Raw genomic sequence first — 17,804 nt, forward strand, 5'->3', positions numbered from 1 at the left:
CGCCGAGCCCCAGGCGCCCGCCGCGGCGCCCGAGCCGGTCGTGGCCGAGGCCGCGCCGGTGGAGGCGCCGACCGCCGAGCCGGAGCCGGCGGCCCTGCCCGCGGAAACGGTGGTCCAGGCCCCCGAGGCCGTCCAGGCCGCCGAGCCCGCCGCCCCCGAGGCGCCTGCGGTCCCGGTCGCCGTGGAGCCCGTACCGGAAGCGGTTCCGCAGGCCGAGGCCGTGGAGCCCGAAGCCGCTGCCGAGCCCGCCCCGGAGCCCGAGCCGGTCGTCGCACCGGCCGCCGAGCCGGTCGCCGAGCCGGTCGCGGAGGCCGCCACCGAGCCCGAGGCCGAGTCCGGCGTACCGCTCGCGCCCCTCGGAGCCGTCCTGGAGCCCTCCGCGGGCGAGGCGGCCCCCGCGTACGCCGACGCCGAGCGCGAGGCCGTCCTGCGCGTCATGCGCGAACGCCGCGACATCCGCAACGGCTTCCGCACCGACCCGATCCCGCACGAGGTGCTGCTGCGCGTCCTGGAGGCCGCGCACCACGCGCCCAGCGTGGGCCACTCCCAGCCCTGGGACTTCGTCGTCATCCGCTCGGCCGAGACCCGCCGCACGATGCACGAGCTCGCCCAGCGCCAGCGCGAGGCCTACGCGAAGTCGCTGCCCAAGGGCCGGGCGAAGCAGTTCAAGGAACTCAAGATCGAGGCCATCCTCGACACCCCGGTGAACATCGTCGTCACCGCCGACCCCACCCGCGGCGGCCGCCACACCCTCGGCCGGCACACCCAGCCGCAGATGGCCCCGTACTCCTCGGCCCTCGCCGTCGAGAACCTCTGGCTCGCCGCGCGCGCCGAAGGCCTCGGCGTCGGCTGGGTCAGCTTCTTCGACGAGCGCGAGATGGTCCGCGAGCTCGGCCTGCCGGAGCACCTGGAGGTCGTCGCGTACCTGTGCGTCGGGTACGTCGACGAGTTCCCGGAGGAGCCCGAGCTGGCGCAGGCCGGCTGGTCGCAGCGCCGGCCGCTGGCCTGGGTCGTCCACGAGGAGACGTACGGGCGCCGCGCGCTGCCCGGCGAGGAGCCGCACGACCTGCTCTCGGAGACGGTCGCCAGCATCCGCCCGCTCGACGCGAAGGCGCTGGGCGAGGCGTGGGAGCGCCAGAAGCGCATGACCAAGCCCGCCGGGGCCCTGGGCATGCTCGAAATCATCTCCGCACAGCTGTCCGGCCTCTCCCGGGTCTGCCCGCCGCCGATCCCGGAGCCGGCCGCGGTCGCGATCTTCGCGGGCGACCACGGGGTGCACGCGCAGGGCGTCACCCCGTGGCCCCAGGAGGTCACCACGCAGATGGTCGCCAACTTCCTGGGCGGCGGCGCGGTCTGCAACGCGTTCGCCAACCAGGTCGGCGCCGAGGTCTGCGTGATCGACGTCGGTGTGGCCGGGGACCTCCCCGCCACCCCCGGCCTCCTCCCGCGCAAGGTCCGCCCGGGCACCGCGGACCTCTCCACGGGCCCCGCGATGACCCGCGAGGAGGCGATCGCGGCCATCGAGGTGGGCATCGAGACGGCCCGCGACCTGGTGGCGGCGGGCAACAAGGCGCTGCTGACCGGCGAGATGGGCATCGCGAACACGACGGTGTCGGCGGCGCTGATCTCGGTCTTCACCGGCGTCGACCCGGCGGAGGTCACCGGTCGCGGCACGGGCATCAACGACGAGACGCACGCCCGCAAGGTCGAGGTCGTACGCCGCGCACTGGAGCTCCACCAGCCGGACCCGGCGGACCCGATCGGCGTCCTCGCGGCCATCGGCGGCCTGGAGCACGCGGCGATCGTGGGCATGCTGCTCGGCGGCGCCTCCCTGCGCACCCCGGTGATCCTGGACGGCGTCAGCGCGGGCGCGGCGGCCCTGGTCGCCCGGGCCATCGCCCCGGAATCCCTGTCGGCGTGCATCGCGGGCCACCGCAGCGCGGAGCCGGGCCACGTCGCGGCCCTGAACAAGCTGGGCCTGCGTCCGCTCGTCGACCTGGACCTCCGCCTCGGCGAGGGCACGGGCGCGCTGCTGGCCCTCCCGCTGGTCCAGAGCGCGGCCCGCGCGATGCACGAGGTGGCCACCTTCGACTCGGCCGGAGTCACCGAGAAGTAGCCGGATCCGCCGTGCGGGGCCGGGACTGCCGCGCAGCGGTGATCCCGGCCCCGCCGGCGTTCGCGGCGCCTTTGGGGCGCGGTCCCGGTCCGGGAAGGGGCCGGGCGGGCGGAAGGCCCGGCACTGCGGCCCCCCCGGCGGGGGCCGGGGGTGGAGCCCCGGGGGCGACGACGCGGGTCGTATCGTGGACCCGGACACCAAAACCGCACGTCACAGTCCGACAGCCGCTCCAGCGCAGCAGCGGCCTGCACACACCGCCGCATCAGGAGCCGCACCGCTATGGCCGAATACCCCGCGTACCCCGTAGGACTCCGCCTCGCCGGCCGCCGCGTCGTCGTCATCGGCGGCGGCCAGGTCGCCCAGCGCCGACTGCCCGCGCTGATCGCGGCCGGCGCCGACGTCCTCCTCGTCTCGCCCTCCGCCACGCCCTCCGTGGACGCCATGGCCGAGACCGGCGAGATCCGCTGGGAGCGCCGCCGCTACCAGGACGGGGACCTGGACGGCGCCTGGTACGCGCTGATCGCGACCCGGGACCGGGACGCCAACGACGCCGCCTCCGCCGAGGCCGAGGCCCGCAGGGTCTGGTGCGTGCGCGCCGACGACGCCGAGGCGGCCACCGCCTGGACCCCGGCCACCGGCCGCGTCGAAGGGGTCACCGTCGCCGTCCTCAGCGGCAACGACCCCCGCCGCTCCGCCGCCGTCCGCGACGCCGTCGTCGAGGGGCTGCGCGACGGCTCCCTCACCGCGAACCGCGCCCGCACCCCCGGAGTCTCGCTCGTCGGCGGCGGTCCCGGCGACCCCGATCTGATCACCGTCCGCGGGCGCCGCCTCCTCGCCGAGGCCGACGTGGTCATCGCCGACCGTCTCGGCCCCCGCGACCTGCTCGACGAACTCCCGCCGCACGTCGAGGTCATCGACGCCGCGAAGATCCCGTACGGCCGCTACATGGCCCAGGAGGCCATCAACAACGCCCTGATCGAGCACGCCAAGGCCGGCAAGGCCGTGGTGCGGCTCAAGGGCGGGGACCCGTACGTCTTCGGCCGCGGCATGGAGGAGCTCCAGGCCCTCGCCGAGGCCGGCATCCCCTGCACCGTCGTCCCCGGCATCTCCAGCTCCATCTCGGTGCCCGGGGCCGTCGGCATCCCGGTCACCCACCGCGGTGTGGCGCACGAGTTCACCGTGGTCAGCGGCCACGTCGGCCCCGACGACCCGCGCTCCCTCGTGGACTGGGCCTCCCTCGCCAAGCTCACCGGCACCCTGGTGATCCTGATGGGCGTGGACAAGATCGGCCTGATCGCCGAGGCCCTGGTGCGGCACGGCCGCCCCGCCGGCACCCCGGTCGCGGTCGTCCAGGAGGGCACCACGGCCGCCCAGCGCCGCGTGGACGCCACCCTCGCCACCGTCGGCGAGACCGTACGGGCGCAGGGGGTCCGTCCGCCCGCGGTCATCGTGATCGGCGAGGTCGTCAACGTCGGGGTCCCCGCCGCCCCCACCGCCTGAAACACCCGCGGCCCGCACGGCCGTTGGCACCACAACCCGGACAAGGCAGTATCACCCTGTGGCTGATCTCATCACCGTCGAAGACCCCGACGACCCGCGCCTGCGCGACTACACGGGCCTGACCGACGTCGAACTCCGGCGCCGGCGCGAGCCCGCGGAGGGCCTGTTCATCGCCGAGGGCGAGAAGGTCATCAGACGCGCCAAGGACGCCGGGTACGAGATGCGCTCGATGCTGCTCTCCGCCAAGTGGGTCGACGTCATGCGCGACGTCATCGACGAACTCCCGGCCCCGGTCTACGCCGTCACCCCGGAGCTCGCCGAACGCGTCACCGGCTACCACGTGCACCGCGGCGCCCTCGCCTCCATGCAGCGCAAGCCGCTGCCCGCGGCCGACGAACTGCTCGCGGCGGAGGGGGCGGGCGCGGGCCACCGGATCGCCGTCTTCGAGGGCTTCGTCGACCACGCCAACCTGGGCGCCGCCTTCCGCAGCGCCGCGGCCCTCGGCATCAGCGCGATACTGCTCTCCCCGGACTGCGCGGATCCGCTCTACCGGCGCGCCATCAAGGTCTCCATGGGCTCCGTGTTCTCGGTTCCCTACGCGCGCCTCGACCAGTGGCCCGCCGACCTGGAGAAGGTCCGCGAGGCGGGCTACCGGATCCTGGCGATGACGCCGAGCTCCAAGGCCACTCCGCTGGACCAGGTCCCGCCGGAGCGCTTCGAGCGTTCCGCGATCATGCTCGGCTCCGAGGGGCACGGCCTGTCCACGTACGCGCTGCGCGCAGCCGACGAGTGGGTCCGGATCCCGATGGCGGAGGGGATCGACTCGCTGAACGTGGCCGCGGCCTCCGCGGTGGCCTTCTACGCGACCCGCCCGCCCCAGCCCCCCGCTTCCGCGGAGGGCCAGGGGGTGTCCGGCGGATCCTCCTAGAACTTCTGGGCGGCGGCGATCCCCAGTGCCACGATCAGCGTGACCACGACGAACACGATCAGCCGCTGCCGCATCAGCCGGGGGTCCGGCCGTGAGGGGCGCCGCCCCGCTCCCGTCGTGCGCGGGGCCTGGCGGCCGCCCGTACGCCCCCCCGTCGGGCGGGAGGACGGGCCGCCCGGGTTCCGCGAGGAGGAAGACCGGGGGGACGAGGGCCGGGAGGACGAGGACCTCGGGTGACCGCCGCTGTGCGGCCCCTGACCCTGCCCGTGGCCCTGGCCCTGGCCCTGGCCCGGCCCCTGGGGCGCCGGAGTACCGCCCGTACGCCGCTCCGTGCGCTGGTCGGCGTACGCGTCGGCCAGCCGCCCGGTCGGCCGCTCGGCGCCCCGCGCGCGCTGCGCCGGAGGGCGCCCGTCGGACAGCCCCTGCGCCTCGCGGGCCGCGATCTCCTTCAGCCGCATGGACAGCTGGAGCGTGCTGGGCCGATCCTCGGGGTCCTTGGCGAGGCATGCCTGCACGAGCGGGGCCAGCGCGTCCGGGACCCCCACCAGATGCGGCTCCTCGTGCACCACGCGGTACAGCATGACCTCGGAACTGCCGTGCCCGAAGGGCGAGTCGGCGGTGGCCGCGTACGCGAGGGTGGCCCCCAGCGCGAACACGTCGGTCGCCGGGGTGACGGCGGCCCCGCGCACCTGCTCGGGCGCGAGGAAGCCGGGGGAGCCGACGGCCGTGCCCACATGGGTGAGCGTGCTCGCACCCGTGGCCCAGGCGATCCCGAAGTCGATGATCCGGGGGCCCTTGGGGGACAGAAGAATGTTCGAGGGCTTGAGATCGCGGTGGACGACCCCCGCCTCGTGCACGGCGACCAGTCCCTCGGAGAGCGCGGCCCCGATCGCGGCGATCTGCGCGGCCGTGAGGGGACCCTCCTCGGCCACCTTGTCGTGCAGGGAGGGGCCGGGCACGTACTGGGTGGCGAACCAGGGACGCTCCGCGTCCAAGTCCGCGGCCACCAGGCGCGCGGTGCACCCGCCGCGGATCCGCCGCGCGGCGGACACCTCGCGCGCGAAGCGGGAGCGGAACTCCTGGTCCTCGGCCAGGTCGGGCCGGATCACCTTGAGCGCGACCCGCTGGCCGCGCCGGTCCGATCCCAGGTAGACCACGCCCATGCCGCCGGCCCCGAGCCGTCGGTGCAGCCTGAATGATCCGACGACACGCGGGTCCTCGCGCCGGAGCCGCATCATCGCCATGTCCACCCCGCTGACCGGTCGTCCTGTTGACGTGCCACAGCTTACGGACGATCCGCCATGAGCGCTCAGAGGCCGCGCCCTCGCCGGAAGATTCGATTGTCAGTGCGGGGCAACCCACTTGAGGGTTCCTCACCCGCACGGACCCCTGTCCGTACGGCACTTGTCCGTTCGGCCAAACAGCCCTCGGGTCACGGGGATTGGGCGTCCGGCCGGGGTCGTGCGCGGGGCGCGCGGCGGTCGGCGGCGCGTGCGCCGGGCGGGCGCGCGGGGTGATCGCGGGCTTACCCCGTCGGCGGACACGCATGCGCGGGGAGTGACGGAAGTGAGCGAACTCACTACCCTCCGGTCATCCCCTCCGGGATGACCCTCACACCGGGGGACCGGTCTCCACCCAGGGGAGTACGCGCACGGCGGCCCGTCATCCTCTTGGAGGCCTGCCAAGGGGTACGAGGGCAGGACGCCAGGGGACTTCGCCGCGCCTAGTGTTGAGGACAAGCGGCGGGTGGAGCACTCGTCCCCCGAGGTCACAAGCCCGCCGCTGCCAACCGACAGGGAGAGGACCATGGCGGACACCGCACGGCACGGACGCAAGGCATTCGCGTTCAACGGCCATGAGTCCGGCACGCGCCATCCACTGGTGGCCGCGGCCATGGTGCTCCCCCTGGCCGCCCTCCTGCTCTTCCTCTTCGGAGGATTCGACCAGGTGGCGGCACAGGCGTCGTCCGTGGGCGTGATGCTGGGGCGCTGAGCGGCGCCCCAGGTCCGGGAGAGCGGCCCGGACCGGGACATCGGCCCGTCGAACCCCGTGGGGACGGGGGCGCGACGGACGGCAGGTGAAGGGTGCTGCCCGTACGACTGGGGAGTCGGACGGGCAGCACCCTTTTTCATGCCCTGCCGCACCGCCGTCCGCCGACTCATGCGACCCCGCGGTTCCGTAACCTGCTTCCGAGACGCCAGCGACGGGAGCCGTGGAACCGCGATGAACCAGGAGCCACTGCCCGCGGCCCTCGCGGCGTACGCCGGCGCGGGGGAGCGGGACGCCCCGTACGAGCTGCTCGCCGAGCGCGAGGACGGCACGGTCGTGCGCTGCGGCGAGATCGTCGCCAAGGCGCACGCCGGGGACAGTGACCGCGCGGGCCTCGCCGTACGGATGCGGATCGCCGCGGACGAGGCGCTGGCCGGGGTGCTGCTGGCCCCGCTGCACCCCGAGGTCGGCTACCTCGGGGGCCGGCCCGTGTCCCTCTGGCCGTACGGTGCCCCGGTCGACCCGGAGCGTCCTGAGGACGCCCCCTGGGAGGCGGCCGGGCGGCTGCTGGCGGCCCTGCACCAGGTGCCGGTGCACAGGCTGCCCGGACCGGTCCCCCCGATGCGCGGCCCGGCCAAACTCGCCCGCGCCCTGCGCCGCCTGTCCCGGGCCACGGCAACCGACGCGGTCGGGGGCCGGGACGGTGCCCGAAGCCCCGACGGTGCCCGAATTCCCGCCGGGGCGCGGTCCGGGGCCGCGCTCGTACCCGGCCCCGCCGAGGGCCGGTCCGCCGGCGACCTCGTACGGGCGGCCGCGCGGACCCTGCCCGCCTGGGTGCGCGGGGAGGCCCCGGCTCCCCGGGGCGGGGCCCTGTGCCACGGGGACCTGCACCTGGGGCAATTGGTGCGGGGACCCGGACCCGACGGGGGCTGGCGCCTCATCGACGTGGACGACCTCGGCATCGGGACCCCCGCCTGGGACCTGGCCCGGCCCGCGGCCTGGTACGCCGCCGGGCTGCTCGACACCGGAGCCTGGGTCCGCTTCCTCGACTCCTACCGCGCCGCCGGCGGTCCCGCGGCCGGGCCGCCCGGGTCTGACCCCTGGCCGGAACTGGACCTCGCCGCCCGGGCCCTGACCGTGCAGACCGCCGCCCTCGCCCTGGCCAAATCGGCGGAAAACCGACGCCGACTCGAGGACGTGGAACGGCTGATGGTGGAATCCTGCGCCCGGATCGCCTCCCTCCCGCCCGACTTGGAGGCGCGGGCTCCGTCGTAGGGTGAGCTTCACGCCACCGGGCATGCATCCGGTGTCGACGCAGACGGCGAGGAGTTGATCCGGTCATGCAGTGTCCGAAGTGTCACGCGATGATGCACACCTACAACCGCAACGGTGTCCAGATCGAGCAGTGCAGCAACTGCCGCGGCATCTTCCTCGACTACGGCGAGCTGGAGGCGCTGACCCGCCTGGAGTCCCAGTACACCGGCGGCCAGTACGGCCAGGTCCCGCCGCCCGCCGCACCCCCGGCCCCCTACCCGGCCGCGCACGCCCCGGCGCCCGCCTGGGGCGCCCCGCACCACGGCGGCCATGGCGGCCACGGTCACCACGGCCACCACAAGGGCGGCTTCGGCCGGATGCTCTTCTCCTCCTGAGCAACCCCGGCAACGCGGAAGCCCCGGCCGTGAGAACGGCCGGGGCTTCCGGAGGTGGTGCGCGATACTGGGATTGAACCAGTGACCTCTTCCGTGTCAGGGAAGCGCTCTCCCGCTGAGCTAATCGCGCGGGACCGCGGTGTGAACCGCAGTTCAAGGCAGGTGGTGCAGGTACTGCGTGCGCGATACTGGGATTGAACCAGTGACCTCTTCCGTGTCAGGGAAGCGCTCTCCCGCTGAGCTAATCGCGCGGGGATCCTTGCGGATCAGTGGACGATACTGGGATTGAACCAGTGACCTCTTCCGTGTCAGGGAAGCGCTCTCCCGCTGAGCTAATCGTCCTTGGAGGTGGAGACGGGATTTGAACCCGTGTAGACGGCTTTGCAGGCCGTTGCCTCGCCTCTCGGCCACTCCACCATGGAGCTGCGGGGATTCTCGGGAAGATCCCCCACTTCGAGCGGACGACGAGACTCGAACTCGCGACATCCACCTTGGCAAGGTGGTGCTCTACCAACTGAGCTACGTCCGCAGGTCACCGTGTTCGCTCCGGGGTTTTCCCCCTTCGCTCCCTGGCGACGTGTTGAACTCTAGCGGATTCCCGGGCCAGCTCAAAAACGCGTTTCCGCAGCGTGCTGCCGCTCGATCACCACCGGTCACCCGGCGGTCACCTCACCGGCGCCGCGGCGCCACCGGTCATAGACTCGCAGCCGTGCACGACCTGCTTCCCCTGGCCCGCTTCGGCGGCCTCCTCGCGACCGACCTCCGAGACGTCACCAGCGACCCCTCCGCCCTCGACTCGACGGGCTTCTGGGCGGTCGCCGCGGACTTCGAGGGCCGGCTGGTCTGCGCCCGCTTCGGCGACATACGCCCCGACCCCGTCCCGCCGCCCGTCCCGGGGGCCTGGCGCGGCCCCGCCGCCGACCAGTGGTCCTCCTCCCTCGACCGCGCGGCCTACACGGCCGGCGTACGCCGCATCCGCGAGCACATCGCCGCCGGCGAGGTCTACCAGGCCAACCTCTGCCGCGTGATGTCCGCGCCACTGCCCGACCCCGACCGGGCCGATGTCGACGCCCTCACGGCGCTGCTCGCCCGCGGCAACCCGGCCCCGTACGCAGGAACGATTCGGCTGCCGGCCCACGGCGTCGAGATCGCCACCGCCTCCCCGGAGCTCTACCTGCGCCGGGTCGGCCGCCACGTGGAGTCCGGCCCCATCAAGGGCACCGGCCGCACGGCCGCCGACCTGCTGCCCAAGGACCACGCCGAGAACGTCATGATCGTGGACCTCGTGCGCAACGACCTCGGCCGGGTCTGCGCCACCGGCTCCGTCACCGTGCCCGAGCTGTGCGCCGTCGAGGAGCACCCGGGCCTGGTCCACCTCGTCTCCACCGTCAGCGGCGAACTCGCCGACGGCGCCGGCTGGCCCGAGCTGCTCGCCGCGACCTTCCCGCCCGGATCCGTCACGGGCGCCCCGAAGTCCTCCGCGCTGCGGATCATCGAGGCCCTGGAGACCGCCCCCCGCGGCCCCTACTGCGGGGGCATCGGCTGGGTCGACGCCGACCGCGGCACCGCCGAGCTGGCCGTCGGCATCCGCACCTTCTGGATCGACCGCCGCCGCCCGAGCGGTCCGAGCCTGCTCTTCGGCACCGGCGCCGGCATCACCTGGGGCTCAGACCCCGACCGCGAATGGGCCGAGACGGAGCTGAAGGCCGCCCGGTTGCTCAGGGTAGCGTCGGGAACCCATGAGGTGACCGGCACCCCTGGGTGAGCGGAGGTAACGTACGGTGAGGATCTGGCTCGACGGCGCGCTGCGGAACGCCGACAGCGCACAGGTGTCCGTCTTCGACCACGGGCTGACCGTGGGCGACGGGGTGTTCGAGACGGTGAAGGCGGAGCGCGGCACGGCGTTCGCGCTCACCCGCCACGTGGACCGGCTGACCCGCTCCGCCCGCGGCCTCGGACTGCCGGACCCCGACGCCGACGAGGTGCGCCGGGCCTGCGCGGCCGTCCTGGAGGCCAATCCGCTGCCGCTCGCCCGCATGCGCATCACGTACACAGGGGGCGTGTCCCCGCTCGGCTCCGACCGCGGCGACGCCGGCCCGACCCTCGTCGTGGCCGTGGCCGAGGAGACCCGCCGGGCGGACACCACCGACGTGATCACCGTGCCCTGGGTCCGCAACGAGCGCTCCGCTGTGGCCGGCCTGAAGACCACCTCGTACGCCGAGAACGTCGTCGCGCTGGCCGCCGCCCACCGGGCCGGGGCCTCCGAGGCCCTGTTCGCGAACACGGTCGGACGGCTCTGCGAGGGCACCGGCTCCAACGTGTTCGTCGTCCTCGACGGAGTGCTGTACACCCCGCCGCTCGCCTCCGGCTGCCTCGCCGGCATCACCCGGGCCCTCGTCGTGGACTGGGTCGGGGCCAAGGAGGCCGACCTGCCCTTCGAGGCCCTGGAGCAGGCGGAGGAGGTCTTCCTGACCTCCACGCTGCGCGACGTGCAGGCCGTCCGGCGGGTCGACGGGCGCGCCGTGGCCGCCGCGCCGGGGCCCGTCACCGCCGAGGCGATGCGGATCTTCGAAGCGCGGGCCGGCGCGGACCTGGACCCCTGAGACGCCCGATCCGATCCGCCCGCTTAATGGCTGTCGCAGGGGGCCGCAGGGCGGGTAGAACTCGATTGATGACCACCACCCTGCGGCCGAGCGGGCCGCTTCAGCAGAGCACCGGGGGCGCGCGGTCGCGCCCGTACGAGATCCGGGTCAACAGCAGGCGCGTCGGCGCGCTGCTGCTCGCCTGCGACACGCCCTTCGGGCCGACCGTCGGCGAGATACGCGACCTCGCCGTCGACGAGCCCGACCGGCGGCGCGGCCGCGCCACGGTCGGGGCGCTCGCCGCCGAGGAGGTGCTGCGCGGCTGGGGCTGCCGGCGCGTCCGGGTCTCCGTGCCCGCGGCGTCGGCGGGCGGCCTGCGGATGGCCCAGGCGCTCGGTTACGCCGAGTACAGCCGGAACATGTCCAAGGACCTCCCGGCGGAGCCTCCCGTGCTCCGCGCGGGGGTCGTCGGCCGCCCCATGACGCAGGCCGAGTACGAGGTCTGGCTCGTCGGGGCGATCGAGGGCTACGCGGCCGACTGGACCAGCCGCGGGATGCCGGAGGAGGCCGCCCGCGCGAAGTCGGTGGCCGATCACGAGCGCGCCCTGCCCCACGGACTGGCCACCGAGGGCGCCACCCTCTCCGTCCTGGAGGCGGACGGCGTCCCCGTCGGCCACGTGTGGTCGGCGCCGAACGGGGAGGGCGCGTACGTCTTCGACGTCGCCGTCGCCGAGGAGCACCGCGGGCGGGGTCACGGGCGCGACCTGATGCGGCTGGCCGAACGCTCGGCCCTGGCCGGGGGCCACCGCGTCCTCGGGCTCCAGGTCTTCGCTGGCAACACCCCGGCCCTGCGGCTGTACGAGTCCCTCGGCTACCGGACGACGGACGTCAACTACGCCAAGGACCTCCTCTAGCGGCGGCTACGCGTCGTCGGCGGCCAGCAGGCGATCCGCGATCGCCTCGATGCGGGCGCGCAGGCCCTCCTGGCTCTTGCCGCCGTCGAGGCGCTCGCCGTCGATGACGTACGTCGGGGTGCCGGTCACGCCGATCGCCTTGCCCTCGGCCTGGTCGGCGTCGACGATCAGGATGTGCCGGCCGTCGATCAGCGCGGTGTCGAAATCCTCGGCGTCGAGGCCGAGTTCACGCGCCACGTCCAGCAGTACGGCCTCGCCGCGCTCGCCGAGCTCCGCCGTGCGGGCCAGTACGGCCTCCACGTACGGCCAGGCCTGGCCCTGCTCCGCGGCCTCCTCCGCGGCCTGCGCGGCGGCGAAGGCGTGCTTGTGCTTCTCCAGCGGGAAGTGGCGCAGCCGGATGTCCAGCCGGTCGCCGTAGCGGGCCCGCAGGGCGCGTACGTCGTCCAGGGCTCGGTGGCAGTCCGGGCACTGGAGTTCGCACCAGACGTCGAGGATCACGGAATCGGTCATGGGCCCAGTGTCCCAGCCGCCGGGCGCCGCGATCGAAACGCACCCCCTGAGGAGGAGGCGCGACCCCGAGATCTCCCGGAGATCGGCACTGGATCCGCTCCGGGCGTGGCCGTCGCAGCGGTGGCCGGTGCAGGATGGAAGGGACGGATCGCCCACCCCTGGAGGACCGCATGCTGGCCGAGACCATATGTTCCGCGGTGTCCGCGGCCGGCCTGGGCATCGCCGCGGTGACCGCGTACCGCAAGCGCTTCCTCGCCGCCACGCGCATCGCGGCGTACGCGCTGGTGCCGGTCGCCCTGGTGCTGACGGGCTTCGTGGAGTGGGTGTCCGGGATGGTCTTCAAGCCGTCCGTCTGGCTGGGCTTCGGGCTGCTCGGGCTCTCCTGGGTGCTGTTCATGACCACGCGCGCCATCGAGCGGCGCGGCCTCGGGGCGGGGGAGAAGCCCGCCAGGGCGGCCAAGCCCTCGAAGGGCGCGAAGGCGGCCGAGGGGAGCCCCGCGCAGCAGGCCGTGGCCCCGGCCGCGTCGGCCCCCTCGCCGGGTCGGGGCGCCTCCGCGCAGCCGGCGCCCCGCCAGACCCCCGCCACTCCCGCGGACGACTTCTCCGACATCGAAGCGATTCTGAAGAAGCACGGCATCTGAGGCTGCGGAGCGGTATCCCCGCAAGCCTGACTAGAAGAGGTGAACTCCCGCGTAAAGGCTGGCGTGTTGGGGGCCGGTGAAGCGCGCCCTGCGCGATCATCGCCCCGACATGCTCGACACATCGCAGGGCGACCCGCCGGTTCCCGCACCGGCCCCGGTCCCCGCCCCCGTCGCCGAGGAGCCGCGAGGCTGCCTCTTCGCGCTCTCCCAGCCGCCCCTGATGATCTTCCTAGGGGTGATCGGCACCCTCTTGCTGCTGGCCGCCGTGCACGACCTCTTCCTGCTGTGAGCCGGGGGAGCCGAGGGAGGAGCCCTGCTGTGCGTCCTGCTGGGCGCCCGGCTCCGGGAGGCCCGCGTCGGCCTCCTTGCGCCGGGCCCGGTACGCCGCCACGTGCAGCCGGTTCCCGCAGGTCCGGCTGTCGCAGTAGCGCCGCGAGCGGTTCCGTGACAGGTCCACGAAGGCCCGTCGGCAGTCCGGGGCCTCGCAGCGGCGCAGCCGCTCCTGCTCACCGGATACCACGATGAAGGCCAGCGCCATGCCGCCGTCGGCCGCGAGGTGGTCGCCCAGCGAGGCGCCCGGCGCGAAGTAGTGGACGTGCCAGTCGTAGCCGTCGTGGTCGGTCAGCTGCGGGGTGGTGCCGGCGGTCGCCACCAGCTCGTTGATCAGCCCGGCCGCGATCCGCGGGCTGGACGCCCCGAAGACCTGGGCGAACTTGCCGCGGACGGTGCGTACGCCGGCGAGGTCGCGCACGCCGAGCTCGCCGATGTCGCTGATCTTGTACTCGCGTACGAATTCACGCAGCGAGCCGACGTCCGCCAGGCCGTCGGGCTGCTCCGCCTCGGCCGCGGTGTTCACCAGCGCGACGACGACGTCGAGCGCGCGACGGGTGTCGTGGGGAATCTGCACGGGGTCGCTCCTGGGGGCCGGGCCTGCGGCGACGGACCAGTGCCGCCGATGGGGGCCGACTCTAGCCGTGCCCGGGCGGAACCGGGAGGGACCTCTGTGGCGGACCCGTCACCGGGGACGAGGCCGGCCGCGCCACGCACACCGGCGCCGCCCTCGCGGACGGCTTCCGCGAGAACAGCGCCGGCACTGCCGTATGAGGTTTTCGTCCAGCCCGTACCGTCGCCCCGAGTCGGACGGTGCGGAGTGGCCCCCGGCGCGTGCCGGGAGGTGCTCCCTGAGGGCCTGGCTCAGCTTTCGGCCAGGATGTGGGAGAGCTCCTTGTCGAGGTCGAAGTGCCGGTGTTCGGTCCCGGGTGGAACCGCGGCGTCCGTCCGCTTGAGGAACGATTCGAGTGCGCGGGCGGGTGCTTCGAGCAGTGCTTCTCCCTCCGGTGAGCTCAGGGCGATGCAGACGACGCCCTGACCGTGGCTGCGGGACGGCCAGACGCGGACGTCTCCGGTTCCGGTGGGCCGGTGGAGGCCCTCAGCGAGGAGGTCTCGGGCGAAAACCCACTCGACCGTCTCCTCGGCGCCGGTGTGGAAGGTGGCGTGCACGGCGTAGGGATCGGCCGTGTCATACCGCAGGCCCGCCGGGACAGGCAGTGAGGACTCGCTCGACACAACGAGGCGCAGGTGCAGCTCGCAGCTGACCGTGGTGTTCATAAGCGCCAGGGCCTTTCGCTCAGTGTGCGCTCGGGGATTCGCACGTCGGCGAAATCGACATGCCACCTACGGTGCCGTTGTAAACCCCTCTGACCGTTTTGCGGACCTCTGGGTCCCTCGGACGGCGGATCCAAAGCGCCATTCACGTGTGCTTCCGGCTCCGGTAGATTCGGGCTCATGAATACGGGGAGTGACCGCGGGACCCAAGGGTCCGCAGCCGAGTCCGGAGTCGAGTCCGCAGCCGACGACACGACCCAGCAGACCACGGGAGAAGCGCAGCACGTATCGAAGGCTCCCGCCTTCATCAAGTCGCGCCGCACCCTGCACCTGAGCTGGCAGGTCGGCGTCTTCGTCGTCGGCCTCGCCGTCATCGGCGCGGGCGTGGCCATGCTCGTCCTGCCCGGCCCCGGCTGGGTCGCGATCTTCGCGGGCCTGGCGATCTGGGCCACCGAGTTCGCCTGGGCCCACCTGGTGCTGCGCTGGACCAAGCGCAAGGTGACCGAGGCCGCGCAGAAGGCGCTGGACCCGAAGGTCCGCCGCCGCAACCTCATCCTGACCGGCGCCGGGCTCGTGATCGCGGGCGCCCTGATCGGCTTCTACCTGTGGAAGTACGGGCTCACGCCGCCCTGGGACCTCAAGGACCAGTGATGGTCGGGAACCACCGCTGACATGGGGTAATGTTTGCGGTGCGTCCGGGCGATTAGCTCAGTGGGAGAGCACTTCGTTCACACCGAAGGGGTCACTGGTTCGAACCCAGTATCGCCCACCCGGACCAAGGGCCCGGAGACTTCTCGAAGTCTCCGGGCCCTTGGCGTTTCCCCGGCTCCCGCCGCTACCTCAGCCGGCCGAGGGCCGCCCGCAGCCGGCGCGCGTCCCGCAGCCGCTTCTCGTAGTTCGCGCCCACCACCAGGAGCAGCAGCCCGGCCAGCGCCGGCGGCAGCCAGCGCGGCAGCGCGTCGACGACCTGGACCACGTACGGGGCCAGCTCGTGCAGGGCCACCGCCGCGAGCGTGGCGCCGCCGAGCAGCAGCGGGGCCTGGAGCCGCCGGTGCGCGCCGAGCAGGGTCACCGCCAGCGCCGCCAGGCCCAGCAGCAGGGGCCGCAGCCAGTGCGGATCGCCCCAGGCGGCGAGCAGGCTCGGCAGCAGGGTCGCGCCCAGCCCCGGCCCGTACGCCGTCCACGAGGACGCCCGGGCGTCCCGGCGGCGGCGTACGAGGCCCACCGCCAGCGCGGGCAGCGTCACCGGCAGCGCGTACGCCTCCGGGACCTGCACCCCCGACGCCGACAGGCGGATCCACGCCGCCGCCACGAACAGGGTCCCGGCCGCCCAGCCGAGCCCGCGCCGCTCCGCCCGTACCGCCGCCCCCGCGCAGACCACCCCGGCCAGCGCGCACACCAGCGCCGCCCGAGCCGGCTCCCAGGGCCAGGCCGCGAGGAGCAGGGCCGCCGCGCCGACCACGCCCGCCGCGATCTCCGCCGCGGGCCGGACCCGGCCCAGCCGCGGGCCGGCCGCCGCCACCGCCGCCGGGACCGCGAGCAGCGGCAGCGCCCACCACGGCGCCGCGAGCCCCCACAGCGCCCCCAGCGCCGCCGCCACGCCCGCCGCGTATCCGACGGCCAGCACCGCCGCGCCGGCCCGTACGGGCAGCGCCGCGGGCCGCCGCGCCGCCCCCGCCGCGCAACCGGCGCCCAGCAGCCCGAAGACCGCGAAGGTGGCGGTACGGCCGTCCAGCGCGGCCACCGACAGGTTCAGCGCCCCCAGCGCCGCGCACACCGCGGCCGCGTACCCCGGGCCGCGCCCGAGCCGCAGCGCGCCCACCCCGGCCGCCGCCGTGACCGCCAGCTGGACCGCGAGCACCGCCGCCACCGGCAACCCGCACAGCAGCGGCGCCGCGAACAGCCCGGCCCAGCCGAGCACCACCGCGATCACCCCCGGCTCCGGACGCGGCAGCACCCGGGCCAGCCACCCGGCCGCCCCCGCAGCCACCAGCAGGGTCACCGCGGCCGCCGCTCCCGGCCCGTACGCCTCCCGGGACGGGGTCGTCGCCGCCCACACCTCGCCCAGCACCACGACCCGGAACCCCAGCGAGCCGACCGCCGGCAGCAGCGCCGACAGCGCGGCCAGCGCGGCCACCCCCGCCCCCGCCCGGGTCAGACCGCGCCGGACCGCTGCCGGGAGCGCTCTGGGGGGTGTCTTGTGGATCACGCCGGGCTCGACCTGATCCACGAGACGCCCTCCGGCCCGTACCGCCGCCAGCAGCGGCAGGGCGAGCAGCAGGAACACCACCACGGCCCAGTCCGGCGCCAGGGCCGGCCGCACCGTGCCGCCGAGCGCCGCCACCCCCGCGAGGGCGCCGACGGCCGAGGCCGCCATCGCCGAGGGCTCCCGCCAGGCCACCCCGACGCCCAGCGCCGCGCACGCCGCCAGCAGCAGGGCCGGACCGGCCGCCGCCCCCGCCGAACCCGCCCGCGCCATCTCCGCCAGCCCGCTCAGCAGCGCCCCCGCCCCCAGGACGGCCGCGCTCACCGCGGCCGGGCCGGACACCGCCGCCCGCGCCCGGACCCCGGGCACCAGCAGGACGAGCGCCGCGTCCAGCGCCGCCGTCACCAGCAGTGCCCAGCCGGTCCCCACCGGCCCCGCCGCCGCGGCCACCGCCGCCAGCGGCAGCGGGAGCTGCGCCGCCAGCACCGCCGCGGGCAGCGGGACCGCCGGCCCGGGCAGCATCCTGGCGTACCCCGCCCACAGCGCGGCCAGTACGGCCGCCGCCCCCGCCGCGAACGCCGTGCCGTCGGTGCCGGGCGCGGCCACCGCGTACACCGCGTACGCGTCCAGCACCGTCAGCAGCAGCCCCACCGCCGCCACCGACTCGGCGGTCGACCGCAGCCCGCGGCGCAGCAGCAGCGCGGGCGCGCCGAGCGCCGCGGCCGTCACCACGGCCAGCACCCCGCCGCGCCCGGCGATCCCCAGGGAGCCCCAGCTGACCAGGGTGAAGGCCAGCGCGGCCACCGCCAGCAGCACCGCGCCCAGCGTCAGCAGCACGTTCTGCGCACCGGGGCCCGAGGCCTCGTTCGGGCGGCCGGCGGGAACCGGCGCGTGCGCCGCCCAGCCGTTCGGCGCCGGCAGCCGCAGCAGCCAGTCCCGCCGGGCCAGCAAGTACGTTCGCCGGGCGTCGAGTTGGGCCAGCTCCCGGTCGATGAGCGCCAGCTCGTGTCCGGGTGGCAGGGGTGTGCCGTGTGGTGGTGGAGTCGCCATGCTCCGGAGTGTGGCGCCCGTCACGCCGTCAGGACATGGGTGTGCGTACTCAGATCCGCGCTGAGTACGCGCGAGTACGCAGGGGTGCGCGCGATACGGAAGGGGAATGCGCCC

Annotated in this window: 16 protein-coding genes, 6 tRNA genes and 1 pseudogene; 13 read left to right on the forward strand and 10 right to left on the reverse strand. The window is 74.7% G+C overall.

Annotated elements, in window-relative coordinates; all coding sequences use genetic code 11:
- From cobT to K7B10_RS31400, 3 genes are all read left to right on the forward strand, one after another.
- A partial coding sequence (gene cobT / locus K7B10_RS31390; protein WP_229341353.1) for a nicotinate-nucleotide--dimethylbenzimidazole phosphoribosyltransferase occupies positions 1 to 2,116 on the forward strand: 2,116 nt, incomplete at its 5' end.
- A 279-nt stretch (positions 2,117 to 2,395) separates the two neighbouring features.
- On the forward strand, positions 2,396 to 3,616 hold the full coding sequence (gene cobA / locus K7B10_RS31395) for a uroporphyrinogen-III C-methyltransferase (protein WP_229341355.1): 1,221 nt from the start codon (positions 2,396 to 2,398) through the stop codon (positions 3,614 to 3,616).
- A 58-nt stretch (positions 3,617 to 3,674) separates the two neighbouring features.
- On the forward strand, positions 3,675 to 4,544 hold the full coding sequence (locus K7B10_RS31400; RefSeq protein ID WP_229341357.1) for a TrmH family RNA methyltransferase: 870 nt from the start codon (positions 3,675 to 3,677) through the stop codon (positions 4,542 to 4,544).
- Here the strand turns inward: K7B10_RS31400 and K7B10_RS31405 are convergent.
- Positions 4,541 to 5,788, reverse strand: a complete 1,248-nt coding sequence (locus tag K7B10_RS31405) for a serine/threonine-protein kinase (protein ID WP_229341359.1) — start codon at positions 5,786 to 5,788, stop codon at positions 4,541 to 4,543. The genes K7B10_RS31400 and K7B10_RS31405 overlap by 4 nt on opposite strands.
- A 562-nt stretch (positions 5,789 to 6,350) precedes the next feature.
- Here K7B10_RS31405 and K7B10_RS31410 point away from each other — a divergent pair.
- From K7B10_RS31410 to K7B10_RS31420, 3 genes are all read left to right on the forward strand, one after another.
- Entirely contained in the window at positions 6,351 to 6,536 is a 186-nt protein-coding gene (locus K7B10_RS31410; RefSeq protein WP_048479189.1) for a hypothetical protein, read from the forward strand.
- Positions 6,537 to 6,767: 231 nt separating this feature from the next.
- On the forward strand, positions 6,768 to 7,808 hold the full coding sequence (locus K7B10_RS31415; protein WP_229341361.1) for a phosphotransferase: 1,041 nt from the start codon (positions 6,768 to 6,770) through the stop codon (positions 7,806 to 7,808).
- Positions 7,809 to 7,873: 65 nt separating this feature from the next.
- Positions 7,874 to 8,182, forward strand: coding sequence for a TFIIB-type zinc ribbon-containing protein (locus K7B10_RS31420; RefSeq protein WP_229341363.1), 309 nt, complete (start codon positions 7,874 to 7,876; stop codon positions 8,180 to 8,182).
- Between the two features lie 55 nt (positions 8,183 to 8,237).
- On the opposite strand, the gene K7B10_RS31425 is transcribed toward K7B10_RS31420, so the two are convergent.
- The 5 genes from K7B10_RS31425 to K7B10_RS31445 form a co-directional block, all read right to left on the reverse strand.
- Positions 8,238 to 8,312, reverse strand: a tRNA-Val gene (locus K7B10_RS31425).
- Positions 8,313 to 8,361: 49 nt separating this feature from the next.
- A tRNA-Val gene (locus K7B10_RS31430) sits at positions 8,362 to 8,433 on the reverse strand.
- A 19-nt stretch (positions 8,434 to 8,452) separates the two neighbouring features.
- A tRNA-Val gene (locus K7B10_RS31435) sits at positions 8,453 to 8,524 on the reverse strand.
- A gap of 1 nt (position 8,525) precedes the next feature.
- A tRNA-Cys gene (locus tag K7B10_RS31440) sits at positions 8,526 to 8,599 on the reverse strand.
- 39 nt (positions 8,600 to 8,638) lie between these two features.
- Positions 8,639 to 8,711: transfer RNA gene (locus tag K7B10_RS31445), tRNA-Gly, on the reverse strand.
- A gap of 180 nt (positions 8,712 to 8,891) precedes the next feature.
- Between K7B10_RS31445 and K7B10_RS31450 the strand changes: the two genes are divergently transcribed.
- The 3 genes from K7B10_RS31450 (at position 8,892) to K7B10_RS31460 (ending at position 11,678) form a co-directional block, all read left to right on the forward strand.
- Positions 8,892 to 9,947 carry a chorismate-binding protein gene (locus K7B10_RS31450; RefSeq protein WP_229341365.1) on the forward strand — a complete coding sequence of 352 codons (1,056 nt, stop codon included), beginning with the start codon at positions 8,892 to 8,894 and terminating at the stop codon, positions 9,945 to 9,947.
- A gap of 16 nt (positions 9,948 to 9,963) precedes the next feature.
- A complete protein-coding gene (locus K7B10_RS31455; RefSeq protein ID WP_229341367.1) occupies positions 9,964 to 10,785 on the forward strand; it encodes an aminotransferase class IV in 822 nt (273 codons plus the stop codon).
- 68 nt (positions 10,786 to 10,853) lie between these two features.
- On the forward strand, positions 10,854 to 11,678 hold the full coding sequence (locus K7B10_RS31460; protein ID WP_229341369.1) for a GNAT family N-acetyltransferase: 825 nt from the start codon (positions 10,854 to 10,856) through the stop codon (positions 11,676 to 11,678).
- Between the two features lie 6 nt (positions 11,679 to 11,684).
- Here K7B10_RS31460 and K7B10_RS31465 read toward each other — a convergent pair whose 3' ends face one another.
- Complete coding sequence (locus K7B10_RS31465) at positions 11,685 to 12,188, reverse strand: DsbA family protein (protein WP_030860082.1); 504 nt, start codon at positions 12,186 to 12,188, stop codon at positions 11,685 to 11,687.
- Between the two features lie 170 nt (positions 12,189 to 12,358).
- On the opposite strand from K7B10_RS31465, the gene K7B10_RS31470 reads away from it, so the two are divergent.
- Positions 12,359 to 12,829 (forward strand): hypothetical protein, encoded by a 471-nt coding sequence (locus K7B10_RS31470; protein WP_229341371.1) that lies wholly within the window; start codon positions 12,359 to 12,361, stop codon positions 12,827 to 12,829.
- Positions 12,830 to 12,938: 109 nt separating this feature from the next.
- Complete coding sequence (locus tag K7B10_RS31475; RefSeq protein ID WP_078860215.1) at positions 12,939 to 13,118, forward strand: hypothetical protein; 180 nt, start codon at positions 12,939 to 12,941, stop codon at positions 13,116 to 13,118.
- Between the two features lie 63 nt (positions 13,119 to 13,181).
- Here K7B10_RS31475 and K7B10_RS31480 read toward each other — a convergent pair.
- Together K7B10_RS31480 and K7B10_RS31485 are read right to left on the reverse strand one after the other, a co-directional pair.
- Positions 13,182 to 13,736: pseudogene (locus K7B10_RS31480) on the reverse strand (CGNR zinc finger domain-containing protein); the annotation flags it as partial.
- A 287-nt stretch (positions 13,737 to 14,023) separates the two neighbouring features.
- Positions 14,024 to 14,437, reverse strand: a complete 414-nt coding sequence (locus K7B10_RS31485) for an SsgA family sporulation/cell division regulator (protein ID WP_030011909.1) — start codon at positions 14,435 to 14,437, stop codon at positions 14,024 to 14,026.
- Between the two features lie 177 nt (positions 14,438 to 14,614).
- Between K7B10_RS31485 and K7B10_RS31490 the strand changes: the two genes are divergently transcribed.
- Together K7B10_RS31490 and K7B10_RS31495 are read left to right on the forward strand one after the other, a co-directional pair.
- The gene (locus tag K7B10_RS31490; RefSeq protein ID WP_229341375.1) at positions 14,615 to 15,085 is read left to right on the forward strand and encodes a TIGR02611 family protein; all 471 of its coding nucleotides are present in this window, start codon (positions 14,615 to 14,617) and stop codon (positions 15,083 to 15,085) included.
- A gap of 46 nt (positions 15,086 to 15,131) precedes the next feature.
- Positions 15,132 to 15,203, forward strand: a tRNA-Val gene (locus tag K7B10_RS31495).
- 66 nt (positions 15,204 to 15,269) lie between these two features.
- Here the strand turns inward: K7B10_RS31495 and K7B10_RS31500 are convergent.
- On the reverse strand, positions 15,270 to 17,690 hold the full coding sequence (locus K7B10_RS31500) for an SCO7613 C-terminal domain-containing membrane protein (protein WP_229341377.1): 2,421 nt from the start codon (positions 17,688 to 17,690) through the stop codon (positions 15,270 to 15,272).
- Positions 17,691 to 17,804: the final 114 nt, after the last annotated feature.

The organism is Streptomyces flavotricini (assembly GCF_020639365.1).
Taxonomy (GTDB): Bacteria; Actinomycetota; Actinomycetes; order Streptomycetales; family Streptomycetaceae; genus Streptomyces; species Streptomyces flavotricini.